Raw genomic sequence first — 24,888 nt, forward strand, 5'->3', positions numbered from 1 at the left:
GGGTTAATTTTTTCCATGGGAAGGTTTAAGAAAAATATTTAATTGTTAATTGTCCATTGTCCATTGTTAATTAGAATCGTCCCGTTTTTGGAAGAAAATGTTAGATTTTGGATAGAGGAAATTAAGCACAGTAACTATTCCATGAATCTAAGTTTACAATACCCCATTTTTGGTCCCCATATTCAATGTCCCCATTGTCGTCAACAAATTGAAGCCTTAACCTTAACAGATAGCTATTTATGTCCCCGCCATGGTGCTTTTGAAGCAAATCCTGACACAAAAGTATTAGTTCATTTACAATCAGGACGCCATTGGCGATGGTGGGAGGAAAAGTGGTATCGTCAACATACCCATCCTGATGGTATTCGTTTTGAGATTCATGAAGCCCTTGACAGGTTATATACAGAAGGTTATCGAGCCACTAAGGTGATTATTGCCCAACGCTATTATCGCTTAATTAGCTCCTATTTGGAAAAGGGTCATAGTTGGATGGGGGATGGTAATAAGGTGTATAAACTTTATGGTTTGCCCGTGGAGTTTAGCCCCGAAAATGATGATTCTGAGCAATGGCAGATTATTAATTTTACTTTAGAAAAGGAAAAAGGAAGCCCTTCCCGTTATCCCTACTTCCGTCTTTTTGAATAGACATTTTAGCTAAAATTAATATAAAAGCCAAAAATAAAGAGCAATAGTAGCAGTATCTAATAAATTTCTGTTAATTGTCCATTGTCAATTGTTAATTGTCCATTGCTTATGTTGCATCATGTCTCTATCCGTACTGCTAATATTTTAAGGGCGATCGCCTTTTACGAATTATTGGGATTTTCTGTCAAGGAAAGATTCACCACTGGATATACCCTCGCCTGTTGGATGGAAGGTTTGAATAGTCGCATCGAATTAATGGAAATCCCTGAACCAAAACCAGCACCCGATGCCTTCGGGGATGAACATTATGTGGGTTATTATCACCTTTCTTTTGATGTGGGTAGCTACACCGATAATTTATCCCAGTGGTTGGATAACCTTAAGGAAAAGTTTACCCAAGAAAGCCAAAATAATCCGCAAAACATTAAACCTCTTAAAATTTTGTTACCCCCTCAACAACAAATGATCGAAAATAAAGTATTTGAGGTGGCTTTTATTGCCGATGATGATGGATTACCCATCGAGTTATTACGTCTTTACCATTAAGGGGCGCTGGAAAATTCAAACAACCTCAGTTCTGGATAATGGTTGTCATATCAAGTCCTCTTGATCACTTACAAAGGTTGCAATATCAAAATCTTAGTTCAATTTATTGAACGAACTACCAGTAGCCGTGTAATTCATTACACGGTGCGACAATGGCAAAGATACAATCTATCTTATAACCAATTATCCTAACTTAATATCAGGTGTTAGGTTATAGTTTGTTAATCGCCCATGATTCCCAAAATGATGATGTGGTGGGCAATGCCCACCAGGATTAAAAAAGTTAACTATTTTTTATGGAAAATACTTTCCAAGAAACCCTCAAAACCTCCTTTTGAAGTATGATCTCCCTTAATCTGAGCCAGTTTTTCCAATAACTCTCGCTCCTCCGAATTAATTTTTGTGGGAATTTCCACATGAACAGTTATTAACTGATCGCCACGACTAACAGAATTACCCAACTTAGGAACACCCTTATCACGCAGAGTAATCACCGTATCAGGCTGTAACCCAGCCGAAATAGCAACTTCTTCTTCACCATCAATGGTAGCCACCTTGAGACGACAACCCAAAATTGCCTGTAAATAACTGATGGTAATCTCCGAATAAATATTATTACCCTCTCGCTTAAACTGACTATCAGTTTCCACCGAGAGATAAACATAAAGATCTCCAGCCGGCCCCCCACGAGTACCAGCATCACCTTCCCCCGTCACCCTCAGACGAGTGCCATTATCTACCCCCGCAGGAATAGTAATCTTAAGTTTCTTGTTTTGCTGTTTTCTACCCTGTCCACCGCAAGACTCACATTTTTCCTCAATAATTTGCCCTTCCCCATTACAAGTAGGACATACCGTCACCTGAGCAAAACTCCCAAAAGGAGTACGAGTGGCACGGCGTACTTGCCCAGCCCCATTACAAGTAGGACAGGTTTTTACCCCACTACCCTTTTTCGCTCCACTACCATCACACACTTGACAAGTTTCTAAATGGGGAATTTTAATTTCTTTCTCACCCCCAAAAACGGCTTCACGGAATTTTAATCTTAAATCTAATCTTAAATCATCACCCCTAGCCGGGCCACGACGACGAGCGCCCGTAGTCGCACCACCACCGCCAAAACCACCGCCAAAAAAGGTTTCAAATATATCGGCAAAACCGCCCATATCACTAGGATCAAAGCCTGAAGCCCCAGCTCCGCTTACTCCTGCTTCTCCAAAACGATCATAACGGGCTTTTGTTTCTGGCTCAGAAAGCACTTCATAGGCCTTATTTATCTCCTTGAACTTATCTTCCGCCCCCGGCTCTTTATTAACATCGGGATGATATTTTCTTGCTTGTTGCCGATAAGCTCTCTTTATTTCTTGTTTGGTCGCATCGCGGGAAACTCCGAGGATTTGGTAGTAATCGCCTGACATATTGCTTGATTCTATATTTCCTGATTGGTCTGCTTTTTACACTATTGTTTAACATTCTACTAGATCACCTTAACATTATGTTACTTTGATCCAATTCACCCACAAAAAAAATGCGCAAACCGGGACTTGAACCCGGAAGTTCGTAAGAACACTAGAATCTGAATCTAGCGCGTCTACCAATTCCGCCACTTGCGCTTTCTATGTTCAATAATAAAATATTTTACAACTCCTGATCACTTCTTCGTTATTTTTTTTCAGCTTTCCTGTTGCTTAACTTTTGATTACGACTCATTCATATTCTTATAGGTAGCCACCGCCGAAGGAGAAATACGATTAAGGTAACGGAAAATCCAATACTTTAACACCGTATCAAGAATTACAGGAAAGGTGGCAATAAACAAAAAATTAAAATCCCGATTTTCCGCCAACCCAAAATGATGGGCCACACTTTCCAAGACTATTTCCCAACCATGGGGGGAGTGGAAACCAACAAATATATCAGTAAAAAGAATAATTAAAAATGCCTTAGCCGAATCACTTAAACCATAAATTAATTCGTCCAAAAATGATTTTAAAACCTGTAATTCTTGACGGCTAGACACAAGAATAATGGCAAAAGCTAAAAAAGCAAGTATATCAGAGAAAATATTTTTGATAGCATTAGAACTTTGGCGACGATAACTTTGGGCTACTTCCTGAGCTTTTTCTTGGATAGTGCTTTCCCTTTCTTCAGGAGATAATTGAGGTATTAAACCAATCATGGTTTTAAGTTCGATATTTTCCTCAAAAATTCTTAATTCATTGAGCGCTTCTTCTTGTAAATCTTCATTAATAAAAACTATTTCTTGATGGTTGGCAAAATAAGGATCTACAAATGCTTTACCGATTACTATTTTACTAATATTGTGAACTAAAATTGGAATTATTATTAATAATAAAAGAAACTTAACTGATACAGCTGTTTTATATTTAGAACGACGAAAACGAATAATTAATTCTTCTTCTGTATCCTTAGAATCGGGGTTAATTTCGTCTTTTATTTTACCCAATGTTCTTAAAAAAGAACGGGGCAAAACACTGGTTTTATCTGAGACGGTTTCTAGTTTTTTATCTTCCCCTGCCGCAATATCAATGATGGGATTTTTTGTCTCTTTAACAAGGTTAGATACTTTTTGAGCATTGATGTCTGACTCTTGTTTATATTTACTAACTATTTGGTCAATGAAGTTTAGCTTTTCAATGATTAATGATTGACTAAGGGTAATATAATTATTTTCATGAAGATGATTTTGCTTAGAATTACTAGAAACTAAATTATTAAAATATTGACTGGTTTTAAATTGACTTAATTTGAGATCGATCGCCCTTAAATTACTATGCAATTCCCCTTGAAAATAATCAAAAACTCTTTCACTATGGGTTTTATTTTGGGAAGATATTTTTTTTCCTTGAAAATGCTCAATTTCAATATTTTTAATGGTCAATGCAGCTTGATAAGCTGATTCAAGGGAATTTTCGGCACTACGGGCAAGGGAACGTTTTGTATAGCGAAAAATTTTGTTGAACATGAAAGCTAGACAACAGTTACATGATTTAATATTTTAGGGTGAATTTTTCAGGATGGACGACAAATTGCCCAATAACATTGTTATCATAAGACATATATTGTAAGGTACACCGTTTGATATATTACAAATGCTGAGAATAATCACAGATAAAGGTGAAGCAAAACAAGAGCTAAAAAGAATTGAAAATCGCACCCATAACGATGAAACTCATATCCAAGAGTCCATTGTTAAAGAAATCATTGCGACGGTGAGAAGCCACGGAAATCAAGCCTTGTTTGATTATACTCAGAAGTTTGACCGACAGACTATCAACGAAAGTAACCTTAAGGTTAGCGGTGCGGAAATTGATGCAGCTTATCAACAAATTTCCAGGGGTTTACTCTCAGCCATTAAGTTAGCAGCCAAGCAAATTGAGGCTTTCCACGCCCAAAGACTGCCTAAATCTTGGGTCAGTTTTCCCCGTGATGGGGTGGTTTTAGGGCGACGTTATACCCCCGTGGATAGGGCCGGATTATATGTCCCAGGAGGAAGGGCTTCTTATCCGAGTACGGTGTTAATGAATGCCATTCCTGCCAAGGTGGCAAAAGTGCCTCGCATTGTCATGGTGACTCCCCCCAGTGAAGGAGGCAAAATTAATCCTGCGGTGCTAGTGGCCGCTAGTGAAGCAGGGGTTACGGAAATTTATCGGGTAGGGGGCGCTCAAGCGGTGGCCGCCTTGGCCTATGGCACAGAAACCATTCCTAATGTGGATGTCATCACAGGCCCTGGTAATATATTTGTTACCCTCGCTAAAAAAGAGGTATTTGGCACTGTGGGCATCGATTCCTTAGCCGGGCCTAGTGAGGTGTTAGTTATCGCCGATAAACAGGCAAATCCAGCCCATGTAGCCGCTGATTTACTCGCCCAGGCAGAGCATGATCCTTTGGCGGCCGCTATTTTGATTACCAATTATCTACCCCTAGCCGAAGCGGTACAGGAGGAGGTAGTTAAGCAGTTGGAAAATCACCCCCGTAAGGTATTGACGGAAAAGGCGATCGCCCATTACGGTGTTATCATCGTTACAGACAACCTCGAACAAGCAGCAGAATTTTCTAATCTTTTTGCCCCAGAACACCTAGAATTAGAAGTAGAAGAACCATGGGAATTAATCACCCATATCCGCCATGCAGGGGCTATTTTCTTGGGTAATTCCACCCCCGAAGCGGTGGGAGATTATTTAGCCGGACCAAACCACACCCTACCCACCTCAGGGGCCGCTCGTTACGCTTCTGCCTTGGGGGTTGAAACTTTTATGAAGTATTCGAGCTTAATTGAATATAGTCCAGAAGCCTTGCATGGTGTATCTGATGCCATAATGGCTTTAACACAGGCGGAGGGTTTACCTTCCCACGGAGACTCGGTGGAGTTGAGAATTAACAAGAACAAGGATGACAAATAGTCTTCAAGGCTTGATACAGGTGATGGGAAAATTTACTAATCAGATTTAGTATAGCTTCATCATCGCCCAATCATCTTGACGAATAAAATTAGTCATATCAGTGAATTTTCTGAGTTCAAATTGTTCTACAATAAAATTAGAAGGGGAATTTTCTAACCATTGGTCATTAATTTCTGTCACTACGGATTGGACTTTATGATAGTCGAAATCATCGGACACATCACCAAAATAACCAAGGGTAACGTGGGCGGCAAACTCGTAATTTTGCTCAATGCCTAAATCTACGATTTCTTCATCTTGATAAATGAGTTGACGTAGTTTTATTATTGATTCATAAAACTTCTCTGTAGGTGCTAAACAAACCGCAATAGCACGGGGAAAAATGGATATTCCTAATACATCAAATTCAAAGGGTTTTGATTCCTTATAAACGGTTTTATAATCTTTAAAAATATTCTCAATTTTACTGATTAATAGTTGGTCAAAATTGGGTTTATCTTTGACTGCGTTTAAATAAATATCATCCCAAATTAAATCGGCTAAAGTTATATGAAAACTATCTGCGGGTAAAGCAACAAAAAAATCCGCCCCTAATCCTTCCACTAACTGCCTTTGAGTATGGGCTAACTTTTTATAAAATTCTTGATTATGGTTAGATTCCCCATGGGGGGGAGTGATAATAGTATATCCAGGAAAGTTCACTGGTTTTTGTCCACTAAACTTGGGTGATGATTGAATGTTTTTTATTTGTTGTTCATAATTGATTGGGGCTGTCATTTGCACCACTCTGTTAATATAGCTTTGATAGTTTCCATCCATTTTTTTATCCTCTATTTATCTTAAATTGATAATATTTATACCTTTTCAAAAAGTAAATGTTATTATAAAATTTGATGGCGTTTTTGTCAATGTAAAGTTGTTTTAGTTACTTTTTTTGCTTTTCTTAATAGACAAGGTTTTATGGGTTAAGAGGGTTATTATTATGGATAAAGGAATCTTTTTTATTAATATATTTCCCAGAGGGTTTTTTCATAAGTTGTATTAGCTTTATTTGATTATCTCTCTAAGGTTAAATTTTGAAAATTTTACTTTTTTATCTTACTATTATCCATGAATTAATGTTTAACTTACTTAGAAATTTTTTATATCTTATGTTGAATGAATTGTTAATCGTTTAATTAATTGTTGATGGTGAGGATATTGATTAATTAATTTTTCCGAGGTAGCTAATTCAAAGTCGGTAAAGTCAAATCCTGGAGATACGGTGCAACCTATTAAACTATAAGAGTTAGCTTGACTGACTTCTGAGGCAAACCAATCTCCTTGATTGATAATTAATTGAAAGGTGGGGTTTTCTGCTTCTGTATCTCCTAGGAGTATGGATTTATATGCCCCTGATTGGGTGAGAATATGGACTTGTAATGGTGCGCCACTATAAAAATGGAATATTTCATCACTTTTGAGACGGTGAAAGGCGGAAAATTCTTTTCCTGAGAGGAGATAATAAATGGCGGTTGAACAATTTCTTGGTTGGGTGGCACGATTTGATAAACCGTTATTGCTAATTGTATCGTCGCTACGATAGGTTTCTCGGTAATATCCTCCTTCTGGATGTTTTTGTAGGTTAAGTTTTTTTATCCAATATTCTGCTTTCACTGGCTTGATGATGATAAGGGTGTTTTTTGTCTAGTTGTTTACATACTACCGTAAGGCGAGGTTATCAGATGGAGATTTATTGATAACTTGGTTTAGTTTTCCACTGCGATACCCCTCTAAGTCTAGGGTAACGTAGGTAAAACCTAATTTTTGAAAGTCATTGACTAATGTGGGTAAGTCAACTTCATTAACGAATTTTGCTATTTCTTGGGGTAATAGTTCAATTTTAGCGGTATCTCCTTGGGATCTTACCCTTAAATTGAGATAGCCTAGGTTACGTAAATAAATTTCTGCCCTACCGACACGATGGAGTTTATCAACGGTTATTTCTTCTCCGTAGGGAAACCTTGAGGATAAACAGGGTTGAGACGGTTTATCCCACCATGGTAGGTTGAGTAATTTTGTGATCTCTCTTACTTCTATTTTTGATATACTTATTTCGGCTAATGGCGATCGCACTTTTCTTTCTTTAGCCGCTTCAATACCGGGGCGATAGTCTTGTAAGTCGTCATAGTTTACCCCGTCTATTACATAAGGATAACCCCTTTTAAGGGCGATCGCCCTTAACTTATCATGTAATTCACTTTTACAAAAATAACAACGATTAACAGGATTTGAGGTATAGTTAGGGTTATCCATTTCCTCAGTGATAATCATTTCGTGATTAATACCAATTAACTGGGCTTGGTATTGGGCTTCGTCTAATTCTTCTGGTAACAAAGAAGGAGATACCGCAGTAATAGCAAGGGCTTTGTCTCCTAAGACATCATAAGCAACTTTTGCAACTAAGGTACTATCGATTCCCCCAGAATAAGCAATTAAAGCCCTATCCATGGTGGCGAAAATATTTTTTAGTTTTTCTACTTTTTCTTTGCTCATTCCGTCTTTAACTAAAAACTGTACTATCCCATTATATTCTAATCACCATGCCTTGAAATAATCTTCCCCTAATGTTTAAAATTAAACTTTAAATCAATTTTATGTAAATATTTAGCAATAAATTATCACTAATCTGAGCATTATTTATCAAAAATTGACTCAATTAATGTACATCTCTATTATTTTTTTATTATTAACAATCTATTAAAACTATGACTCAAGAATTAAATCTACAAACCGCAAATCTCTACTTAAACATTCCCGATGAATGGTTAGAAAAACTAGATAACATTGCCGTCGAGAAAGAAAAAAATATCGAACAATTAGTTATAGATATAATCGGTAATTATTTATCTAATACCCAACATCTATCAGAAAATAAGCAAATTTTAGAAAAATATCAAAAACTTAGCCAACGGTTAGAAGTATTAGAAAAAAAAGACCATCAAATTGAAAGAATTACCACCAAACTAGACATATTAGAAAAATTAGTAGCTACCCTACAAACCAAAGTAGTTAAAGAAGATAACACAGAAACCAATAATGATAATTGGGATGATGAATTTGAAGATGAACCTGATGAAGTTTTAACCGACTTTTTATTATAATTAAACATTGTTAAAAATTAATGATTAACCATAAGCATTACAGACAACGTAACATAAAAAATGAAATAGAATAAGCATTTAATCATATTAAAAATTATGATTATTTTCCTTAGCCAACTTCCACTGAAATCATAAATTTAACAACACCTAACATCTAATACCTAATTAGTGAAAATATGATCAACATTGTCGGGCAAAAATTAAAGCCATTTCTGTTTTTAGCCCCAGCCCTTATTATTCTTACCCTTATTGTTTTTTATCCCGCCATTCAAGCCTTTAGTCTTAGTTTTTCTAGCTATGGCTACGACTTAACTCAACCCCCCCAATGGGTTGGCTTAGAAAATTTTCAACTATTAATCCAAGATGAATTATTCAAAAAAACCTTATTGAATAGTCTTCTTTACATGGTAGGGGTAGTACCTGCATTAGTTATTTTACCACTATTCCTGGCGATCGCCGTTAACCAAAAATTAAAAGGCATCAACTGGTTTCGTGCCGCCTACTATACCCCCGTCGTAATATCCATGGTAGTGGCAGGAATTGCTTGGAGGGCATTATATTGGTCAAATGGCATTTTAAACCAGATTTGGTTAGGATTAGGTTTTTCCTCTGGTTTACCATGGTTAACAAGCCCTGATTGGGCGATTTGGAGTGTTATGGTAGTTACTATCTGGAAAGGATTGGGTTATTATATGGTCATTTATCTGGCTGGTTTACAAAGTATATCTCCTGAATTATACGAAGCCGGTGCCATTGATGGCTCAGACGGTTGGCAAAAACATTTTGATATTACCATTCCTCTGATGAAACCTTATATTTTTCTTGTGGCGGTGATTTCTGCTCTCAGTGCTACCAAAGTGTTTGAGGAAGTATTTTTATTAACCCAAGGTGGGCCAAGAAACAGCTCAAAAACTATTGTTTACTATATCTATGAAAAGGCTTTTCAAGATTTAGATATAAATTACGCTAGTGCCATGGGTTTAGTCTTATTTGTGGCTATTCTACTACTTTCTATTGCGAATCTTATTCTTTCTCGCTATCGTTAATTTTTTTCTAATCTTATTAAAAATAATTCCCCTTATTATGATATACTTTTAATATGATGGAGTTTTTTGTGCATATTTTATTTATATAGATTTTGATTATTAACAACCTAATTATATTAAACCCTATGAAGGAGCTTTAGTCAATACAAAATATTTTAAATTTATCATTAATTACGGAAAGCAAATAAAACATCACAACATAGAAAAAGAAACAAAAAAAGATAATCACAAACTATGATTTAATAATGAAAGTATCTCAGCTTTCCATCAGATGAAAATCAACAATATACTGACAGTCATATTACCTTTTTCGTTAATACTTTATGGTTGTCAAAATGAATTATCAATTATACCGATAAATAATTCTTCACCTCTTCCCCAAGATGTTAATATTCAAGTCTATTTTAACCATAATCAACAAGAAGAATATAACGAGCCTTATCGTCCCATTATTCGTGCAGGAGATAATTTAGAAAAGATTTTAATAGAAGCGGTTAATAGTGCAGAAAAAACCATCGATATTGCCGTCCAAGAACTTAACTTACCAGACTTAGCAAGAGCCGTTGTTACACAACACCAAGCAGGAAAACAAGTCAGAATTATTATCGAAAATAACTATAATTTAAATATCAATAATTTAGGACCAGATCATGGTTTAGCTATATTAAAAAAAAATAATGTTGCCATCATAGACGATACAGAAGATGGCAGTAAAGGTAGTGGTTTAATGCACCATAAATTTATGATAATTGATAATAAAAAACTGGTGACAGGATCTGCCAATTTTACTGTTAGTGGTACCCATGGAGACTTAGAAAATGAAAATACAAGGGGTAATGCTAATCATCTATTGGTAATAGATAACGCCCCTTTAGCTATAATTTTCACAGAAGAATTTAATTATATGTGGGGAGATGGAGTTAATAATAAAAAAGATAGTTTATTTGGACTACAAAAGCCTTATCGTCCTAGTCAAAATTTAACCATAGGAGACAGTCAAATAACTGTCAAATTTTCTCCTACTTCCCGTAGTCAACCATGGGAAAACACAACTAATGGATTAATAGATAAAACCTTAAATCAAGCTACTGAATCCATTGATTTAGCTCTCTTTGTTTTCAGCAAACAACCTTTATCTAATAGCCTTGAAAATCAAAATTTAAAAGGTACTCAAATCAGAGCATTAATTGACCCTCTTTTTGCCTATAGATATTATAGTGAAGGACTAGACCTATTAGGGGTAGAATTAAGTAATAATTGTCAGTATTATGATGATAATAACCCATGGAAAAATCCTTTAGATACGGTGGGTATTCCGAACATTGAACGGGGTGACAAATTACATCATAAGTTTGCTTTAATTGATAATAAAATTGTTATTACGGGTTCTCATAATTGGTCAGCAGCCGCTAACTATAATAACGATGAAAGTTTGTTAATTATTGATAATACTATTATTGCTGAACATTTTCGTCGAGAATTTGATCGTCTTTATGAAGATGCTATTTTGGGAATAACTGATAGATTACAACAGCGTATCAACGAAGATAGGAGAGAATGTAGAGTAAATTAAGGGGCGCTGGATTAATGACATGGTAATTGATGCTAATAGAAATCATGTATAAAATCATCCGCAACACCCAAAACCTAAAAAGACTGAGAGGTACGATTTAAACGGCGGTGAATATCTTTTAAGGCTTTACCGTTTTCAATAGGTTGCCTAGGAGAAGGTAACTCATTATTCGGCCAATTATCCAAATCATTACACACACAGCTAGACTCCTGAGATCCAACTTCTATAATTGGCACAGGCATGGTGCAGCGGGCGCAGTCACTAATATTCCATTTTGACGATAACAACTCTTGGATGGTTTGGGTTGTACCTTGTACATAACAATCTCCCGTAGCAGGATCGGAAACTAGATTCCAACACCTCTCAAATTCCACACTGTAGCGATCGCCCATAATCACCTTTTGAGGTAGAATGGCTTTATTTTGACGGGCAATGATTACTGGTTTTTGTAATTGAAACCAATAAGCCAAATATTTTTTTACTGCCTCTGAAGATGCCATAAATATCTACTTTATTTGGTGTTTAATCTTAATCGATCATAACCCCTTCTCTCCCAAAATGCGCAAATCTTTAGCTATTCTCAAGATTTGCATCATAACCAAATACCTGCACAAACATCATCACCATTTCTTTTTTCACCTTCTCAAGCTCCACATCATCCACAAAATCTATCAACCTCGTCACGGATTTATCTCGAATCCCACAGGGAATAATTCTCTCAAACCCCGACAAGTCACAACTCACATTTAACGCCAAACCGTGCATCGTCACCCATCTTTTAACCTTAATACCCATCGCACTTATCTTCTGCCCATCAACCCAAACCCCCGTCAAACCCTCAATTCTCTTACCCTCAATTCCATATAACCTTAATAACCTAATAACTACCTCCTCCAACTGTCGTAAATACCAATGTAAATCCTGTTGATGATGCCGTAAATTTAAAATAGGATAGACCACAACCTGTCCCCTACAATGATATGTCACCTCTCCTCCTCTTTCTGTGCGAAATAACTCCCCTGAAAACTCATTCAAGTCAAATTTGAGGTTATCCACCGTTGACCCCGTCCCCAAGGTGTAAACAGAGGGATGTTCCACCACCAATAAAACATCCTGCAAATTAGGATCATCTAACCTTTCTTGTACCATTTTTTTCTGTAAATTCCATGCGTGTTGATAGGGCATAACACCTAAATTTTGGATTAAAAGTCTCGATTTGCTCATTATAGAAAAGAGAAAAAATAATTAAAAGCACAAAAAAACCCCCGCAAAGGAGGGTTTAAAAATCAATTTGTCATCAACAACCTAGAAACGGGTGGTGTTAGGTTTGTGAACGATGAAACTCATGGTTTGACACTGTTTAAGGTTATCAAAGCCGATAACTCTGATGAAAGAATCAGAATATTGACCTTTACACTCACGAACTTCGTTTAATACATCTTGAGCAGAGAAAGCATTGAATAAAGGCAACTTCCAAAGAGTCCAGTGGTGATCATTGGGTTGAGGATCTTTTTCAAATTCTACCGCAGGAATAAATCCTTGATCTAATAAGTATTGAACTTGTTTAACGATTTGTTGATCGGTTAAAGGGGGTAAATAAGAGAGAGTTTCGTAACGACGCTCTTTAGGTAAAGTTTGCATGGTTTATTCTTCCTTGTTTTCTGATTGATTTGATTCGGTATCTATGATTGTTTCATCCAAAGATGAAGACTGAGTTTGAGTCAAACGTTCTAAAAGATAGCGACGATGTTCCATATTAGATTGCTCCATATTTGTTCTTACCATTTCTGGCAAAAACTCCACCGTTTGTTCGGCAATGTCTTTTCTTACCGTCAAGATACGCAAAACTAACTCTTTATTTTCCTTGACCAAAGCCTGAAGATAATGATCACTATCTTGAATGGAATGACTTGCGGAAAATTCCCTTAACCAAATCGCTAAACAGGGGTTAGTTTCGGTAAGTTGTTCTATAATCAGCTTTAGTGCCTGATAGGTAAGATAGTTTTGCAGAACTTTCGCTGTATCTTTTACCGTTTGTTTATAGGACATAAATTTCTCTGGGATAAATCCCTTAGGTGAATCAGAATCGGGATAATAAATTTTGTTAGTTAGATCAATTACTTAATTATTCCTATTATGCTGAGAATTATTGTTCATTGATTACTGTTTTTTATTTCTCCTCGCATTCTGACCCCAAATTAGTGAAATTTAGAGAGTGTCAACGGTGTCAAACTCGAACTTGATTTCTTTCCAGAGTTCACAAGCCGCAGCAAGTTCAGGACTCCAACGACAAGCCTCACGGATTACGTCATTACCTTCACGGGCGAGAGAACGACCTTCGTTACGGGCTTGAACACAGGCTTCTAAGGCTACACGGTTAGCGGTTGCACCAGGTGCGTTACCCCAAGGGTGTCCTAAGGTACCACCACCGAACTGTAAACAAGAATCATCGCCGAAGATTTCAACGAGGGCGGGCATATGCCATACGTGGATACCACCAGAAGCCACAGGCATGGTTCCGGGTAAAGATGCGTAGTCTTGGGTGAAGAATACACCACGAGAACGATCTTCTTCTACATAGTCTTCGCGCATTAAGTCAACGAAACCTAAAGTACCAGCGCGATCGCCCTCTAATTTACCTACAACAGTACCAGAGTGTAAGTGGTCACCACCAGAAAGACGGAGACACTTAGCTAAAACACGGAAGTGGATACCATGGTTTTTCTGACGGTCGATTACAGCGTGCATCGCACGGTGGATGTGTAATAATACGCCATTGTCACGACACCATTTAGCAAGGGTGGTGTTTGCGGTGAAACCACCAGTTAAGAAGTCGTGCATGATGATAGGAGTACCGATTTCTTTAGCGAATTCAGCACGTTTCATCATCTCTTCACAAGTACCAGCAGTAACGTTGAGGTAGTGACCTTTGATTTCGTTGGTTTCAGCTTGAGCTTTTTCGATCGCCTCTTGAACGAATAAGAAACGATCTCTCCAACGCATGAAAGGCTGAGAGTTGATGTTTTCGTCATCTTTGGTGAAGTCTAAACCACCACGGAGACATTCATAAACCGCACGACCATAGTTTTTAGCAGATAAACCTAATTTAGGCTTAATGGTACAACCTAAGAGAGGACGACCATATTTGTTTAATAAGTCACGCTCTACGGTGATACCGTGAGGAGGACCTTGGTAGGTTTTAATTAAAGCAACGGGGAAACGGATGTCTTCTAAACGTAAAGCACGAAGAGCTTTGAATCCGAATACGTTACCAACCAAAGAGGTTAATACGTTGGTTACAGAACCTTCTTCAAAAAGATCTAAAGGATAAGCAACGAAACAGAAGTATTGATTATCTTCACCAGGTACGGGCTCAACATTGTAGCAACGACCTTTGTAACGATCCAAGTCGGTTAAGCCGTCAGTCCATACGGTGGTCCAAGTACCAGTGGAAGATTCCGCTGCTACCGCAGCCGCACATTCTTCGGGGGGAACTCCTGGTTGGGGAGTCATTCTAAAACAGGCTAATAAATCGGTATCTTTAGGGGTGTAATCAGGGGTATAGTAAGTTAAACGATAGTCCTGAACACCAGCTTTAAATCCAGCTTGTGCCATTAGTGGCATCCTCCAAATATATAAATTTTCTTTATAGCTTTATTCTTAACAACCTCTAAAAATAGAAGTTAGTTTTTAGGTTTTCGCTTTTCGAGTTTCAATCTTATCACGAGAGGGATCATCTGTCTTGACAAAAATTTTTTTTTTTCGATTAATTTTTATTCTTATTTTTATTAATTTAACTAATCTTATTTTTCCCCTTGATTAGTGCTTTATAGGCATTAATACTCCCATAATTACGGCTCATTGATTCTAAAACATTATTTTCTATACATTTCTTTACATTTTTTCCTAAATTTATTTTATGGTTATTACAAATATTAGGTTTACTTATATTATCTGAAGCTCAGAATTACATTTTCTGGTCAAGGCAGGGAATGGGGAACAGGGAACAGGCAATGGTCAGACTATTTTTCATAATCTATTATCCTAGAGGGGGTTTGCACATGGATATGACATTGGATTTGGGTGAGTTAGACTGGAATAGTAGCACTCAAGGCTAAAATTATGGCGTCTTTAACGGAAAAACGAGAAGAAAATGTCTCAGGTAATTTTTATGTAGATAGTAGTTGTATTGATTGTGATACTTGTCGTTGGATGGCAAAATCAACTTTTTCAAGGTTTGGACAACAGTCGGCGGTATATCATCAACCTTCTAATGTGCAGGAAAAAATAAAAGCCCTACAGGCGTTGTTGTCTTGTCCTACTAATTCCATCGGCGTTGTCATGTCTTCGGACAAAATTAAAGAAGCGGAAGATACTTTCCCTATTTTGGTTGATGAAAATGTCTATCATTGTGGTTATCATTCTCCCAAATCTTTTGCGGCGGCTTCCTATTTTATCCAACGGGAGGAGGGTAATATTTTGGTTGATTCCCCTCGTTTTAATCCTGCATTGGTGAAAAAACTAGAAGAGATGGGGGGAGTAAGATATATGTATCTTACCCATAGAGATGATATTGCCGATCATCAAAAGTTTCATGAATATTTTAAGTGCGATCGCCTTTTACACCGTGACGAAATCACCAAAGAAACCAAAAATATAGAGATTCCCTTAGATATAGATCAACCACTACAATTTACCCCAGACATTACCATCATTCCCGTACCAGGGCATACCCAAGGACATACCATCATGTTATACAAAAATAAATTCTTCTTTACAGGAGATCACCTAGCATGGTCAGATCAATTAAATACCATTATCGCCTTTAAAAATCATTGCTGGTACTCTTGGGAAACATTGGTAAAATCCACCGAAACACTAACCGAATACTCCTTTTCATGGCTATTACCAGGCCATGGTAGAAGACATCACGCCTCCCCCGAAATTATGCAACAAGAATTAAGAGACTGTATCCGTTGGATGCAAACCACCATCTAAAATAGAAGGGTTATCCACAGTAATGACATAGCTATTCGTGGGGGTTTCAATGTTTGCCTTTTCCAAGGCTTCCTTAATCCCCTGACAGACATCCGAAGTTACTTGTAAAAAAGATTGACGGCGAGAATTAACCCAAAATAAGACTTCAATATTAACGGTACTAGGGATTAATTCCTTCACCAAAATCATTATTTTTCGCTCTGATTCCACCCCCACAATATTAACTACCGTTTCCCGAATAATTTGCTTTACTAGGTTCAAATCTCCACTGTCATCAACACCAAAAACGATACTGCTACGGCGAAAAGGAGAAGCGGTAATATTAACGATACTACTTTGGAAAACCTGTTGATTAGGAATATAAACCAAGCGCCCATCATAGGTTTGTAAAGTAATCGCCCTCAATTGAATTTGGGTAATGGTACCTTCATAATCACTAATGACAACTTGATCATTGATACGAAATGGACGCGCCGCCAGTAAGATAACCCCCGAAATATAGTTACCCAAAACATCCTTAAGGCTAAAACCAATGGCCACACTGGTTAAACCCAAAGTACCCAATAATAATCCAAAATCTAAGCCTAAAATCCCTAAACTAATCACACTACCGACAATCCATACTCCTCCATAACACAGACGACTTATGAGTATTTCTGTGCTGCGATCGCCCTCAGTCTTTTCCGCCCATACAAAAGCAATATTTTTCACCCCCACAGCCACCAACCAAGTAAAAATAATGACAATCAAAGCCCCCACCAAGGAAGGTAAATTGTTAATGGTATCCCTAACCAAACCTTGAATAGTAACATCTAATCTTTGAGCCACATCCACCACCAAACTAGGCTGACTCAAATTCTCATTCAAATCCTCAGCCCATAACCCTGCCAATTCCGACACCGACACATTAAAATCAAGGGCATCTTGAGTCGTAACAGTCATCAAAACTCGATTATTAACCCTCAATAAAGCACTACTACCATCACCATTAACCGTGACTTCCACCGAATTAAAAGAATTGGATTGACTCAATAAACTGGCAATACGACGATTTATCGTTCTAGCCCTTTCCGTGGCCGTGATATTCGCCAAACCCCCCACCTGAAAGATGGGCTTTCCACGCACCACCACATCAGCAAAAAAAACATTCTCCTCCAAACTCTCCACCGATGATTCTTGTGCCTTTACCGCCCATAAATGAGAGTAAAAAAATGGACTAAAATAAGTTAGGAAAACAAATCCCAAAATATAATATTTTTTCATAAAATAAATCCATCAAAACATAGATATAAAATGTCAAAAAAAATTCATATCGCCATTTCAACAGATAACCTCCCTGAAAGCATTAAAGACTATAATAAACGTTTATCCGCTTCACCGATTATAGTTATTGAAAATCAATACGCCCTTTGGGAAACAGAAAGCATAAACTTTTCTGTCAGGGTAGATAAAAATGTTCCCTCGGGTAGTTTAAGACATCTAGGGTGGCAAGATTCCACCGCTCAAGAATTTAGTCAAGAAACAGACGTTAACGGAATCACTTGGGAGAGATTTAATCGACAAAATCAGTTAGACGAAATCAATCAACTGAAATTAAATTCTTGAAAAAATATTGGCATCAAATCAAACACAGTGAGGCTGCGAAGATACAATCTATTTATAACAAATTATCCGAACTTGATATTACTCATAATGTGACCAAAGAGAAACCACTTTGACTTTTTTGTTATTTTCATCAATAGTATAAACAAGACGATGTTTAATATTAATTCGTCGTGAATAATAACCCCCTAGATTCCCCAATAATTTTTCGTACGGTGGTTCATAGGGATTATCTTTTAATATCTGAAGTAATTGTTTAAGGTTATTATCGAGATTAGCTGATTTTATTTTCTTCGCATCTTTTAAAGCCCTGCGACTAAACTCAATCCTCCACACCATCCAATACCCTCAAAAACTCGTCCTCCGACACCCAATCATCTTCTAATTCTGTTTGTTTTATGGATTCTACTAAACCTGAAATAGACTGTAAATAAAGAGTTTCTTGTAAACTATCCCAATCTTCTTTTGACAACAATACTGCGTCACCATTTTTACTTGTAATAATGCGCGGTATATGGTCTTGGTTTACTTGCTCCACTAAACGAAATAAATTAGATCTAGCTTTACTAGCATTTAGGGTTTCCATATCTGTTTAACTTGATTCTTGTACGTTTTATTGTACCATTTTACTTAAAACTTTATAGGTAGAAAAAAAATAGCTTAAAACATTATTCTTTCTTAACCTGAGTTCGGGATAAAATTTATAGTCTTGTAAAGGTGCCAGGTATCGGGTGTAAGGTATCAGGTTAAGAAATTTACAAAAACTGTAATGTTAATTAATTTTCTGATACTTAGTTCCATCAAGGAACTAACAAAGGCTGGTCGTATTTTAAACCTGTAACCTGTAACCTGCAACCTAACCATACTGACAACTGTTATCCCGAACTGAGGTTTTCTTAAATCTATTCTTCCATTAAAGCCGATAGTTTATTAACCGTTTCCTCAACCTTAACCGTATTACCCGGATTCACCAACCCATAATAATCAAATACATAAACCTTATCTTCTTTTACTGCCCGTAAATCTCCCCAAAAAGACTCTGCTTTCATTTGTTCTTCTATGCCCTGTTGTCCTGGATCTACTAAAATGATAATGTCGGGATTAGTTGCCAAAATTTTCTCAGGAGATAAGGTTACATAACCTCCAAATTGTGAGCTACCCTGTAAATCCGCTACCACATTATTAAATTGAAATTGATTTAATAAATCCCCTGCCCAACTATTTTTATTAGGAGCGAGAATAGGTTGACGGCTTACCAAAACCAAAGCAGAAGTATCAGCATTTATCTGAGGAGGTATCCATCGTTGATAATTTTGTAATAGGGGTTGAGCATTTTCCCCCATGATAGAGGCGATATTTTGAGTTAATGTGGTTAAGGATTCTAAACTATCGACGTTAGTAGAAATGGTTTTGATGCCCACTTCTTCAAGTTTTGCTAAGGTTTGATCACTAAAACCCTCTGCACCAATGACCAAATCTGGCTCAAGGGCGACTATTTTTTCTAAGTCTGGGGGGGTATTTCCTTCGCTGACGGTGGGATAATCTGCAAATCGGGGGTCATTTCTGGTTAGGCTACTACCTGGAATTCCTACTAATTTTTCAGGGTTTAGTTGATAGATAATGTCTGCAGTGAGGGAGGTTAGGGCAACAATTTTTTGGGGTTGATTAACTGTTTCTAATTCGGTATTGATACTTTCTTGTTGATTCTCTTGCAAGGTAATATTTTCGGAATTATTACAGGCGGTAATGGTTATTAAAGAAAGGGATAATAGTAGTAATTTTGTGATTTGATTTTTCATAGTTTTTTTGTAGGTAAATTTGATATTTTTATATAATGGATGAAAATAAGATCCCCCCTAGCCCCCCTTGGTAAGGGGGGAATTTCATGTGAGTTTCTCATAAATGATTTAAGACTGCTACAGCTATTTATTAAAAACCCATCAAGATGATGATCAAAACTAGATTAAAAACGTAGTCGGAAGTTAATTCCTGCGTTGAATCCGGGAGGTGCAAAACGTTCTAAATTGGCATTGTCAATAGTAGTACCTCGCACATCTGACCAAACAAAATATTTTTGATCAAATAAGTTAAATAAACCAATGTTTAAAGAGGCATTTTTAGAAAAATTATAGTAGCCAATTAAATCTAGTAAAAAATAACCATCGGGGAGAAATAAATTATCTCCATCCACTCTAGTTTTGCCACCAACAAATGTTCCTACTAATTCTGAGCCCCATCTATCTTCGGGTGCTCGATACTTTAAACCAACTACGGCTTGAAAGGGATCAATAGAATTTAGTGGTACAGAGTTACTATTACTGTTATTATTACCTTCAGTCCAAGCGAGACTACCCACTAAGCTAAAACCGTCTTGTCTGGTGGGGTTAAAGAAATATTCTGCCCTTGCTTCTACACCATAGATTTCTGCACTATCTATGTTTTGTGCCTGAAATTGTTGGAATCCGTCGCTAGGGCGATCGCCCAGAGCCACATTATCGATAAAATTATTGTAGTTGTTATAAAACCCTGCTAAACTAAAATCCACTTGAGGATATGAACCACGTACCCCAATTTCAAAACTATCACTGGTTTCAGGGCTTAAATCGGCATTGGGTAACACCGCATATTGAAATGCAAAATTAGTAAAACCAATATTAGCATCATCATAAGGAGGACTGCGAAAACCTCTAGCATATTGTCCATATAAAGATAACTCTGGGGTAGCCTTGTAAACCACACCAATTTTGGGAGAAAAAGCCGAGTCATTACGATTTTCCACCTCAAAATTATCTACATTAATACGCCGAAAATCATCATCCTCATTAGCATTGAGACTAAAATAATCCCACCGTAAACCGGGTATGATTGACCATTTACCCATTTCAATTTCATCTTGAATATAAACCCCTAAGCGAAGAGTGTCGGTATCAGGAAAAGTCTTGTTGGGAAACTCCTCCCCAATAACAAATTTACTGGTGCTACCATCAGCAAAAATAAGGGTATTATCCCTTGGGCGAGAAGTAGTTGTGTTGAATAATTCTAAACCATAAACTAAACGATGGGATGCCCTAGAAGTTTGAAAGTCACTTTGTAACTGAATTTCGCCGCCAAATACTTCTTGGGAAAACTCGTTAATCTCATCTCTAGTAACAGGAGCGAATCTCGGTGGCCCCATGCCAAAGGATTGTTGGATACCGCTCGATATTTTTTGTTCTCGAATGAAGGCATCTTGATAATATATCTTGGCATTGATGGCATCTAACCATGAAGGGCTGGGATTGGTGCTGTTATAGTCGAGGCTGAAACGGTTTCTTTTACGGGTGTCCGTGGCTTCGGATAATTGGCGATCGAAAAATACAATATTAGGGGGGCGAAGGTTAAAAGGTGTTCTACCCACTTCATCAAGAAGGTTGGTTTCTACTTCCTCATCCAAAAATTCCCCTGTAAATTTAAGGCTACTATTTTCATTAAAGTTATAGACTAATTTCGCCGTCAGACTTAAATCTTGAGTGTCTTGGGGGTTAGGGGTTGCATCTCCCCTGGTTTTAAATTCTGAACCACTACCAAAACCAAACACCGTGGAAAATTGTAGTTTTCCGTCTTCGTCTTCCCCTGCTAACACCCCCGTGAGGGAAATGCTTTCATCTCGGCTATCATAACCTATCTGCCCACTGGTATAAAAAGAATTACCAAAAACATCGAGATAGTCTTGAGGGTCTTTGGTAATAAAAGAAACTACACCGCCAATGGCATCACTACCGTATAAAGCAGAAGCTGGCCCTTTGATAATCTCTACCCTTTTGGTGGTTTCTAAATCAAAATAATCCCTACCCCTACCCACAAAGTTATCGGGTATTCTAATACCATCTACTTGTAACAATACTCGGTTGCCGTCAATACCTCGAATGTTAAAATCCTGAGTACCAAAACGATTGGCGGATCTGCCTACGGATACTCCTGGTTCATATCTGACTAAGTCTTGGATATTTTGAATTAGTTGTCTTTCGATTTGTTGGGAGTCGATAACAGTGATGGAATTGGCAGAGTCAAGAAGTCTTCGGGCGGTTCGTGTACCTGTGATGGTGATGGTAATGTCATCTTGGTTAAAAATGTTCTGAGCGGTGTTTCGTTGCCCTGTGGTTAGGCTCAAAACTAGGTTATCGAGGGAGGGTACTATTTCACCGAACGGGGTTTGTTGAGTGCCTGTAACTACCATTCTGACGGTGGTATTATCAAGGGTGCTAAGGGTAATGTTACTAATGTCTGAGCTAACGTCATTTACCTGAAATTGATTGTCACCGTTAATGTTGAGGGCAGTATCTACAAAGTCGATGATTACTTGCTCTGATTCGTTCATAATCAACGGAATGGGAGATGTGCCGTCATCGGTTTTGATGGTGATTTCGATTCCTGATTCTCGGGGGTTTATTTGGATGCCTGTAATGGTGGTTTTGTTATTATTCTGGGCAACCATTAGGGGTTGCTGTTGATTTGTTATGTTGGTTTCTTGGGCTTCTACGGGATTAGTTATGGCAAGAATTGTTAATGATAATAGAGTAGATTTTTTTATTATTTGTCGTTGGGTTTTGTTCATTTTTTTGATGGTTTAAAAATAGTTTGAATAGATCCCCCCTAGCCCCCCTTAATAAGGGGGGAATGAGTGTTAGGGTTTTTTCTAAATCGGCTGATTATGGAGCAATGAGTGTTAGGTTTTGCCCCCTAAATCCCTCAATTCTGGGGGACTTGAAATTATAAAAATAGATATTTAATTTAAGATGGTTAACTGTTTAACCATTGCCCATTGCCTATTCCCCATTCCCTATTTTTAAACATAGGCAGGAACAGAGGTACTAAGGGGACAAATTTGTTTACCGATGGGGGTATCGATAATGATCGTTTCTACGTCAAAAACGGCGGATATATTTTCGGGGGTTAAGACGGTGTCTATGTCGCCGATTTGATAGATTTGTCCTTGTTTGAGGAGGGCTAGGCGATCGCTATAGCGCACTGCTAGGTTAATCTCGTGTAAAACTGTAATGATGGTCAAACCTTGTTTATTCAACTTTTTCAATAGTTCTAATAGTTGCAGTTGATAATGAATATCAAGGTAGGTGGTGGGTTCATCGAGTAATAATACTTGGGGATTTTGAGCAAGGGCAAGGGCTAAAAACGCTCTTTGTCTTTCTCCTCCTGATAATTCGCTTACAGGGCGATCGCCATAAGCCATTAATTCGGTTTCTTGGAGGGCTTGATATACCGCTTGTTGGTCTTCCCCTGTCAAATCCCATTGATACCATGATTGGTGAGGGGTACGCCCCAAACTTACCAACTGACGAACAGTTAAGCCTTGGGGAATGGTTTGCTGTTGGGGTAGGATAGCGATTTTTTTGGCTACGGTTTGGGGAGGAAGGTTATGAATGTCTTTACTGTCTAGTAAAATTTTTCCCTGACTGGGTTTGAGAATGCGACAGATAAGTTTGAGGAGGGTTGATTTTCCTGAGCCGTTAGCACCCACTAAACTAAGCCATTCTCCCCTTTCTAAATCGAGATCAATTGATTTGATAATGGCACTTTTTCCGTAACCACCATATAAGTTATAAGTATTTAGAGGCATAGTAAATTATCTTAAAAAGAGCGTCTGTACAATAGCCATACGAAAAGGGGTGAACCAATGAGGGCGGTAACAGCGCCTACGGGTAATTCCACCGCACCGATGCGAGATATTAAGTCAGCCCAAGACAATACCATCGCCCCCCCTAATGCAGACATGGGTATTAAAAGACGATAATCGTTGCTTTTGAATAAAAAGCGCATGGCATGGGGTACGAGTAAGCCCACAAAACCGATTAACCCTGCGATACTCACTGCCCCTGCCGCCAACATGGTAGCCGTGCCACCTATGAGTAAGCGCGATCGCCCCAGGGGAATCCCCAAACCCACCGCCAAATCATCACCGAGGTTAAGGACATTGACAAAACGAGCAAGTAAACAAGCAAGGGCGATCGCACCTAAAATGTAAGGACTAGCAAGGGTTAACTCTCCCCAACCCCGTCCATTAAGACTTCCCACAATCCAATTAAGCGCCCTTTGAATCCTTCCATCATCCGAGAGTAAGAGTAAAGTAGTTTGGATCGCCCCAAACAAAGAAGATACCGCCACTCCACCCAAGATTAAACGCTCTACGCCGATGCCATTGCCAGTTCTAGCGAGGGAATAAACCAAACCAGTGGTAAGTATTGCCCCCAACCAAGAAGCAAGGGGAATCATGTACAAAAAAACATTCAGGGTAATTAACACCACCACCACCAACCCCGCCCCTGCGGAAATACCGAGCAAAAAAGGAGTTGCCAAAGCATTGCGCAACATTCCCTGTAACAACGCCCCAGAAGTACCCAAGGCCGCCCCCACCACAAAACCAGCGAGGATGCGTGGTAATCTCAAATCCCAAATAATTACCTGATTTATTTGCGCTCCCTCACCCCTAAGGGCTTGATAAATTTCCGTAAAACTAAGAGAAACTGAGCCTGATGACAAAGAAATAAAAAAAGTCAATAGTAGAGCGACACAAATAATCATTATTATCAATTGGTTTTTTCTACTATTACGATGACTTTCAAAACTATCTAACGAATGGCTAGTCTCAACAGGTCGAACTCCCGTATCAACAGTCATGGCATTTTGCTGTAATTACTATTATTAAAGGATTTTCTAGAAACATGGCATAAATCGATAATTACGAACACCATTTATTTCTTTTCTCTTTTATAACCAACTTTGTAAATAATTGCAAATAATAATCAATAAATATAAAAGGTCAAATGATTAATATATTTATTAAAATAAACCCCTCATCACCCTCACTCCCCATCACCCTCACTCCCCATCACCCTCACTCCCCATCACCCTCACTC

Annotated in this window: 25 protein-coding genes and 1 tRNA gene; 8 read left to right on the forward strand and 18 right to left on the reverse strand. The window is 37.9% G+C overall.

Annotation, left to right across the window (positions count from 1 at the left end; genetic code table 11):
* Positions 1 to 141 precede the first annotated feature (141 nt).
* Together IQ215_RS09405 and IQ215_RS09410 are read left to right on the forward strand one after the other, a co-directional pair.
* A complete protein-coding gene (locus IQ215_RS09405; RefSeq protein WP_193801053.1) occupies positions 142 to 645 on the forward strand; it encodes a TIGR02652 family protein in 504 nt (167 codons plus the stop codon).
* Between the two features lie 111 nt (positions 646 to 756).
* Positions 757 to 1,191 (forward strand): VOC family protein, encoded by a 435-nt coding sequence (locus tag IQ215_RS09410; protein ID WP_206688567.1) that lies wholly within the window; start codon positions 757 to 759, stop codon positions 1,189 to 1,191.
* A gap of 287 nt (positions 1,192 to 1,478) precedes the next feature.
* Here IQ215_RS09410 and dnaJ read toward each other — a convergent pair whose 3' ends face one another.
* From dnaJ to IQ215_RS09425, 3 genes are all read right to left on the reverse strand, one after another.
* Entirely contained in the window at positions 1,479 to 2,609 is a 1,131-nt protein-coding gene (gene dnaJ, locus IQ215_RS09415; protein WP_193801055.1) for a molecular chaperone DnaJ, read from the reverse strand.
* A gap of 111 nt (positions 2,610 to 2,720) precedes the next feature.
* Positions 2,721 to 2,804, reverse strand: a tRNA-Leu gene (locus tag IQ215_RS09420).
* An 86-nt stretch (positions 2,805 to 2,890) separates the two neighbouring features.
* Positions 2,891 to 4,177, reverse strand: a complete 1,287-nt coding sequence (locus tag IQ215_RS09425) for a proton extrusion protein PcxA (protein ID WP_193801056.1) — start codon at positions 4,175 to 4,177, stop codon at positions 2,891 to 2,893.
* A 127-nt stretch (positions 4,178 to 4,304) separates the two neighbouring features.
* Between IQ215_RS09425 and hisD the strand changes: the two genes are divergently transcribed.
* On the forward strand, positions 4,305 to 5,615 hold the full coding sequence (gene hisD, locus IQ215_RS09430) for a histidinol dehydrogenase (protein WP_193801057.1): 1,311 nt from the start codon (positions 4,305 to 4,307) through the stop codon (positions 5,613 to 5,615).
* A gap of 45 nt (positions 5,616 to 5,660) precedes the next feature.
* Here hisD and IQ215_RS09435 read toward each other — a convergent pair whose 3' ends face one another.
* The 3 genes from IQ215_RS09435 to larE form a co-directional block, all read right to left on the reverse strand.
* Positions 5,661 to 6,392, reverse strand: a complete 732-nt coding sequence (locus IQ215_RS09435) for a DUF1868 domain-containing protein (RefSeq protein WP_241735296.1) — start codon at positions 6,390 to 6,392, stop codon at positions 5,661 to 5,663.
* 372 nt (positions 6,393 to 6,764) lie between these two features.
* Entirely contained in the window at positions 6,765 to 7,271 is a 507-nt protein-coding gene (locus IQ215_RS09440) for a cupin domain-containing protein (protein ID WP_193801059.1), read from the reverse strand.
* A gap of 45 nt (positions 7,272 to 7,316) precedes the next feature.
* Positions 7,317 to 8,150, reverse strand: coding sequence for an ATP-dependent sacrificial sulfur transferase LarE (larE, locus tag IQ215_RS09445; RefSeq protein WP_193801060.1), 834 nt, complete (start codon positions 8,148 to 8,150; stop codon positions 7,317 to 7,319).
* A gap of 212 nt (positions 8,151 to 8,362) precedes the next feature.
* Here larE and IQ215_RS09450 point away from each other — a divergent pair, with 212 nt between their 5' ends.
* The 3 genes from IQ215_RS09450 (at position 8,363) to IQ215_RS09460 (ending at position 11,377) form a co-directional block, all read left to right on the forward strand.
* Positions 8,363 to 8,758: a hypothetical protein gene (locus IQ215_RS09450; RefSeq protein ID WP_193801061.1), complete on the forward strand. Its 396-nt coding sequence runs from the start codon at positions 8,363 to 8,365 to the stop codon at positions 8,756 to 8,758.
* A gap of 176 nt (positions 8,759 to 8,934) precedes the next feature.
* Positions 8,935 to 9,804 carry a carbohydrate ABC transporter permease gene (locus IQ215_RS09455; RefSeq protein WP_193801062.1) on the forward strand — a complete coding sequence of 290 codons (870 nt, stop codon included), beginning with the start codon at positions 8,935 to 8,937 and terminating at the stop codon, positions 9,802 to 9,804.
* Positions 9,805 to 10,075: 271 nt separating this feature from the next.
* Positions 10,076 to 11,377: a phospholipase D-like domain-containing protein gene (locus IQ215_RS09460; protein ID WP_193801063.1), complete on the forward strand. Its 1,302-nt coding sequence runs from the start codon at positions 10,076 to 10,078 to the stop codon at positions 11,375 to 11,377.
* A gap of 74 nt (positions 11,378 to 11,451) precedes the next feature.
* Here IQ215_RS09460 and IQ215_RS09465 read toward each other — a convergent pair whose 3' ends face one another.
* The 5 genes from IQ215_RS09465 to IQ215_RS09485 all read right to left on the reverse strand — a co-directional run bounded on the left by IQ215_RS09465 (position 11,452) and on the right by IQ215_RS09485 (position 14,992).
* Complete coding sequence (locus IQ215_RS09465) at positions 11,452 to 11,877, reverse strand: hypothetical protein (RefSeq protein ID WP_193801064.1); 426 nt, start codon at positions 11,875 to 11,877, stop codon at positions 11,452 to 11,454.
* A gap of 70 nt (positions 11,878 to 11,947) precedes the next feature.
* Positions 11,948 to 12,601, reverse strand: a complete 654-nt coding sequence (gene lipB / locus IQ215_RS09470; RefSeq protein ID WP_193801065.1) for a lipoyl(octanoyl) transferase LipB — start codon at positions 12,599 to 12,601, stop codon at positions 11,948 to 11,950.
* An 81-nt stretch (positions 12,602 to 12,682) separates the two neighbouring features.
* Positions 12,683 to 13,018, reverse strand: a complete 336-nt coding sequence (locus tag IQ215_RS09475) for a ribulose bisphosphate carboxylase small subunit (RefSeq protein WP_015221422.1) — start codon at positions 13,016 to 13,018, stop codon at positions 12,683 to 12,685.
* 3 nt (positions 13,019 to 13,021) lie between these two features.
* Positions 13,022 to 13,426: a chaperonin family protein RbcX gene (locus tag IQ215_RS09480; protein ID WP_193801066.1), complete on the reverse strand. Its 405-nt coding sequence runs from the start codon at positions 13,424 to 13,426 to the stop codon at positions 13,022 to 13,024.
* A gap of 159 nt (positions 13,427 to 13,585) precedes the next feature.
* Entirely contained in the window at positions 13,586 to 14,992 is a 1,407-nt protein-coding gene (locus IQ215_RS09485; RefSeq protein WP_015221420.1) for a form I ribulose bisphosphate carboxylase large subunit, read from the reverse strand.
* A 507-nt stretch (positions 14,993 to 15,499) separates the two neighbouring features.
* On the opposite strand from IQ215_RS09485, the gene IQ215_RS09490 reads away from it, so the two are divergent.
* Positions 15,500 to 16,375: an MBL fold metallo-hydrolase gene (locus IQ215_RS09490; protein WP_193801067.1), complete on the forward strand. Its 876-nt coding sequence runs from the start codon at positions 15,500 to 15,502 to the stop codon at positions 16,373 to 16,375.
* Here the strand turns inward: IQ215_RS09490 and IQ215_RS09495 are convergent.
* Positions 16,337 to 17,638 (reverse strand): mechanosensitive ion channel family protein, encoded by a 1,302-nt coding sequence (locus IQ215_RS09495; RefSeq protein WP_193801068.1) that lies wholly within the window; start codon positions 17,636 to 17,638, stop codon positions 16,337 to 16,339. The two genes, IQ215_RS09490 and IQ215_RS09495, sit on opposite strands and share 39 nt — an antisense overlap.
* A 30-nt stretch (positions 17,639 to 17,668) precedes the next feature.
* On the opposite strand from IQ215_RS09495, the gene IQ215_RS09500 reads away from it, so the two are divergent.
* Positions 17,669 to 17,980, forward strand: a complete 312-nt coding sequence (locus tag IQ215_RS09500) for a hypothetical protein (RefSeq protein WP_193801069.1) — start codon at positions 17,669 to 17,671, stop codon at positions 17,978 to 17,980.
* 78 nt (positions 17,981 to 18,058) lie between these two features.
* Here the strand turns inward: IQ215_RS09500 and IQ215_RS09505 are convergent, their stop codons facing one another.
* The 6 genes from IQ215_RS09505 to IQ215_RS09530 all read right to left on the reverse strand — a co-directional run bounded on the left by IQ215_RS09505 (position 18,059) and on the right by IQ215_RS09530 (position 24,649).
* Positions 18,059 to 18,316: a Txe/YoeB family addiction module toxin gene (locus tag IQ215_RS09505; RefSeq protein ID WP_193801070.1), complete on the reverse strand. Its 258-nt coding sequence runs from the start codon at positions 18,314 to 18,316 to the stop codon at positions 18,059 to 18,061.
* The gene (locus IQ215_RS09510; RefSeq protein ID WP_193801071.1) at positions 18,300 to 18,563 is read right to left on the reverse strand and encodes a type II toxin-antitoxin system Phd/YefM family antitoxin; all 264 of its coding nucleotides are present in this window, start codon (positions 18,561 to 18,563) and stop codon (positions 18,300 to 18,302) included. Before IQ215_RS09510 ends, IQ215_RS09505 begins: the two co-directional genes overlap by 17 nt.
* 316 nt (positions 18,564 to 18,879) lie before the next feature.
* A complete protein-coding gene (locus IQ215_RS09515; RefSeq protein ID WP_193801072.1) occupies positions 18,880 to 19,776 on the reverse strand; it encodes an ABC transporter substrate-binding protein in 897 nt (298 codons plus the stop codon).
* A gap of 164 nt (positions 19,777 to 19,940) precedes the next feature.
* Complete coding sequence (locus IQ215_RS09520) at positions 19,941 to 22,571, reverse strand: TonB-dependent hemoglobin/transferrin/lactoferrin family receptor (protein WP_193801073.1); 2,631 nt, start codon at positions 22,569 to 22,571, stop codon at positions 19,941 to 19,943.
* Between the two features lie 231 nt (positions 22,572 to 22,802).
* Positions 22,803 to 23,591, reverse strand: coding sequence for an ABC transporter ATP-binding protein (locus tag IQ215_RS09525; RefSeq protein WP_193801074.1), 789 nt, complete (start codon positions 23,589 to 23,591; stop codon positions 22,803 to 22,805).
* Positions 23,592 to 23,602: 11 nt separating this feature from the next.
* Positions 23,603 to 24,649, reverse strand: coding sequence for a FecCD family ABC transporter permease (locus IQ215_RS09530; RefSeq protein WP_206688566.1), 1,047 nt, complete (start codon positions 24,647 to 24,649; stop codon positions 23,603 to 23,605).
* Between the last annotated feature and the right edge of the window lie 239 nt (positions 24,650 to 24,888).

This window comes from Cyanobacterium stanieri LEGE 03274 (assembly GCF_015207825.1).
GTDB lineage: Bacteria > Cyanobacteriota > Cyanobacteriia > Cyanobacteriales > Cyanobacteriaceae > Cyanobacterium > Cyanobacterium stanieri_B.

Excerpts from the sequence above, each read along its gene's own strand:
- IQ215_RS09425 (WP_193801056.1), bottom strand. The coding sequence starts at position 4,177 with ATGTTCAACAAAATTTTTCGCTATACAAAACGTTCCCTTGCCCGTAGT.
- IQ215_RS09505 (WP_193801070.1), bottom strand. The coding sequence starts at position 18,316 with ATGGTGTGGAGGATTGAGTTTAGTCGCAGGGCTTTAAAAGATGCGAAG.
- IQ215_RS09475 (WP_015221422.1), bottom strand. The coding sequence starts at position 13,018 with ATGCAAACTTTACCTAAAGAGCGTCGTTACGAAACTCTCTCTTATTTA.
- hisD (WP_193801057.1), top strand. The coding sequence starts at position 4,305 with ATGCTGAGAATAATCACAGATAAAGGTGAAGCAAAACAAGAGCTAAAA.
- IQ215_RS09495 (WP_193801068.1), bottom strand. The coding sequence starts at position 17,638 with ATGAAAAAATATTATATTTTGGGATTTGTTTTCCTAACTTATTTTAGT.
- IQ215_RS09405 (WP_193801053.1), top strand. The coding sequence starts at position 142 with ATGAATCTAAGTTTACAATACCCCATTTTTGGTCCCCATATTCAATGT.
- IQ215_RS09450 (WP_193801061.1), top strand. The coding sequence starts at position 8,363 with ATGACTCAAGAATTAAATCTACAAACCGCAAATCTCTACTTAAACATT.
- IQ215_RS09515 (WP_193801072.1), bottom strand. The coding sequence starts at position 19,776 with ATGAAAAATCAAATCACAAAATTACTACTATTATCCCTTTCTTTAATA.
- IQ215_RS09460 (WP_193801063.1), top strand. The coding sequence starts at position 10,076 with ATGAAAATCAACAATATACTGACAGTCATATTACCTTTTTCGTTAATA.
- lipB (WP_193801065.1), bottom strand. The coding sequence starts at position 12,601 with ATGAGCAAATCGAGACTTTTAATCCAAAATTTAGGTGTTATGCCCTAT.
- IQ215_RS09465 (WP_193801064.1), bottom strand. The coding sequence starts at position 11,877 with ATGGCATCTTCAGAGGCAGTAAAAAAATATTTGGCTTATTGGTTTCAA.
- IQ215_RS09530 (WP_206688566.1), bottom strand. The coding sequence starts at position 24,649 with ATGACTGTTGATACGGGAGTTCGACCTGTTGAGACTAGCCATTCGTTA.
- IQ215_RS09510 (WP_193801071.1), bottom strand. The coding sequence starts at position 18,563 with ATGGAAACCCTAAATGCTAGTAAAGCTAGATCTAATTTATTTCGTTTA.
- IQ215_RS09435 (WP_241735296.1), bottom strand. The coding sequence starts at position 6,392 with ATGACAGCCCCAATCAATTATGAACAACAAATAAAAAACATTCAATCA.
- IQ215_RS09500 (WP_193801069.1), top strand. The coding sequence starts at position 17,669 with ATGTCAAAAAAAATTCATATCGCCATTTCAACAGATAACCTCCCTGAA.
- IQ215_RS09485 (WP_015221420.1), bottom strand. The coding sequence starts at position 14,992 with ATGGCACAAGCTGGATTTAAAGCTGGTGTTCAGGACTATCGTTTAACT.
- larE (WP_193801060.1), bottom strand. The coding sequence starts at position 8,150 with ATGAGCAAAGAAAAAGTAGAAAAACTAAAAAATATTTTCGCCACCATG.
- IQ215_RS09525 (WP_193801074.1), bottom strand. The coding sequence starts at position 23,591 with ATGCCTCTAAATACTTATAACTTATATGGTGGTTACGGAAAAAGTGCC.
- IQ215_RS09520 (WP_193801073.1), bottom strand. The coding sequence starts at position 22,571 with ATGAACAAAACCCAACGACAAATAATAAAAAAATCTACTCTATTATCA.
- IQ215_RS09455 (WP_193801062.1), top strand. The coding sequence starts at position 8,935 with ATGATCAACATTGTCGGGCAAAAATTAAAGCCATTTCTGTTTTTAGCC.
- dnaJ (WP_193801055.1), bottom strand. The coding sequence starts at position 2,609 with ATGTCAGGCGATTACTACCAAATCCTCGGAGTTTCCCGCGATGCGACC.
- IQ215_RS09480 (WP_193801066.1), bottom strand. The coding sequence starts at position 13,426 with ATGTCCTATAAACAAACGGTAAAAGATACAGCGAAAGTTCTGCAAAAC.
- IQ215_RS09490 (WP_193801067.1), top strand. The coding sequence starts at position 15,500 with ATGGCGTCTTTAACGGAAAAACGAGAAGAAAATGTCTCAGGTAATTTT.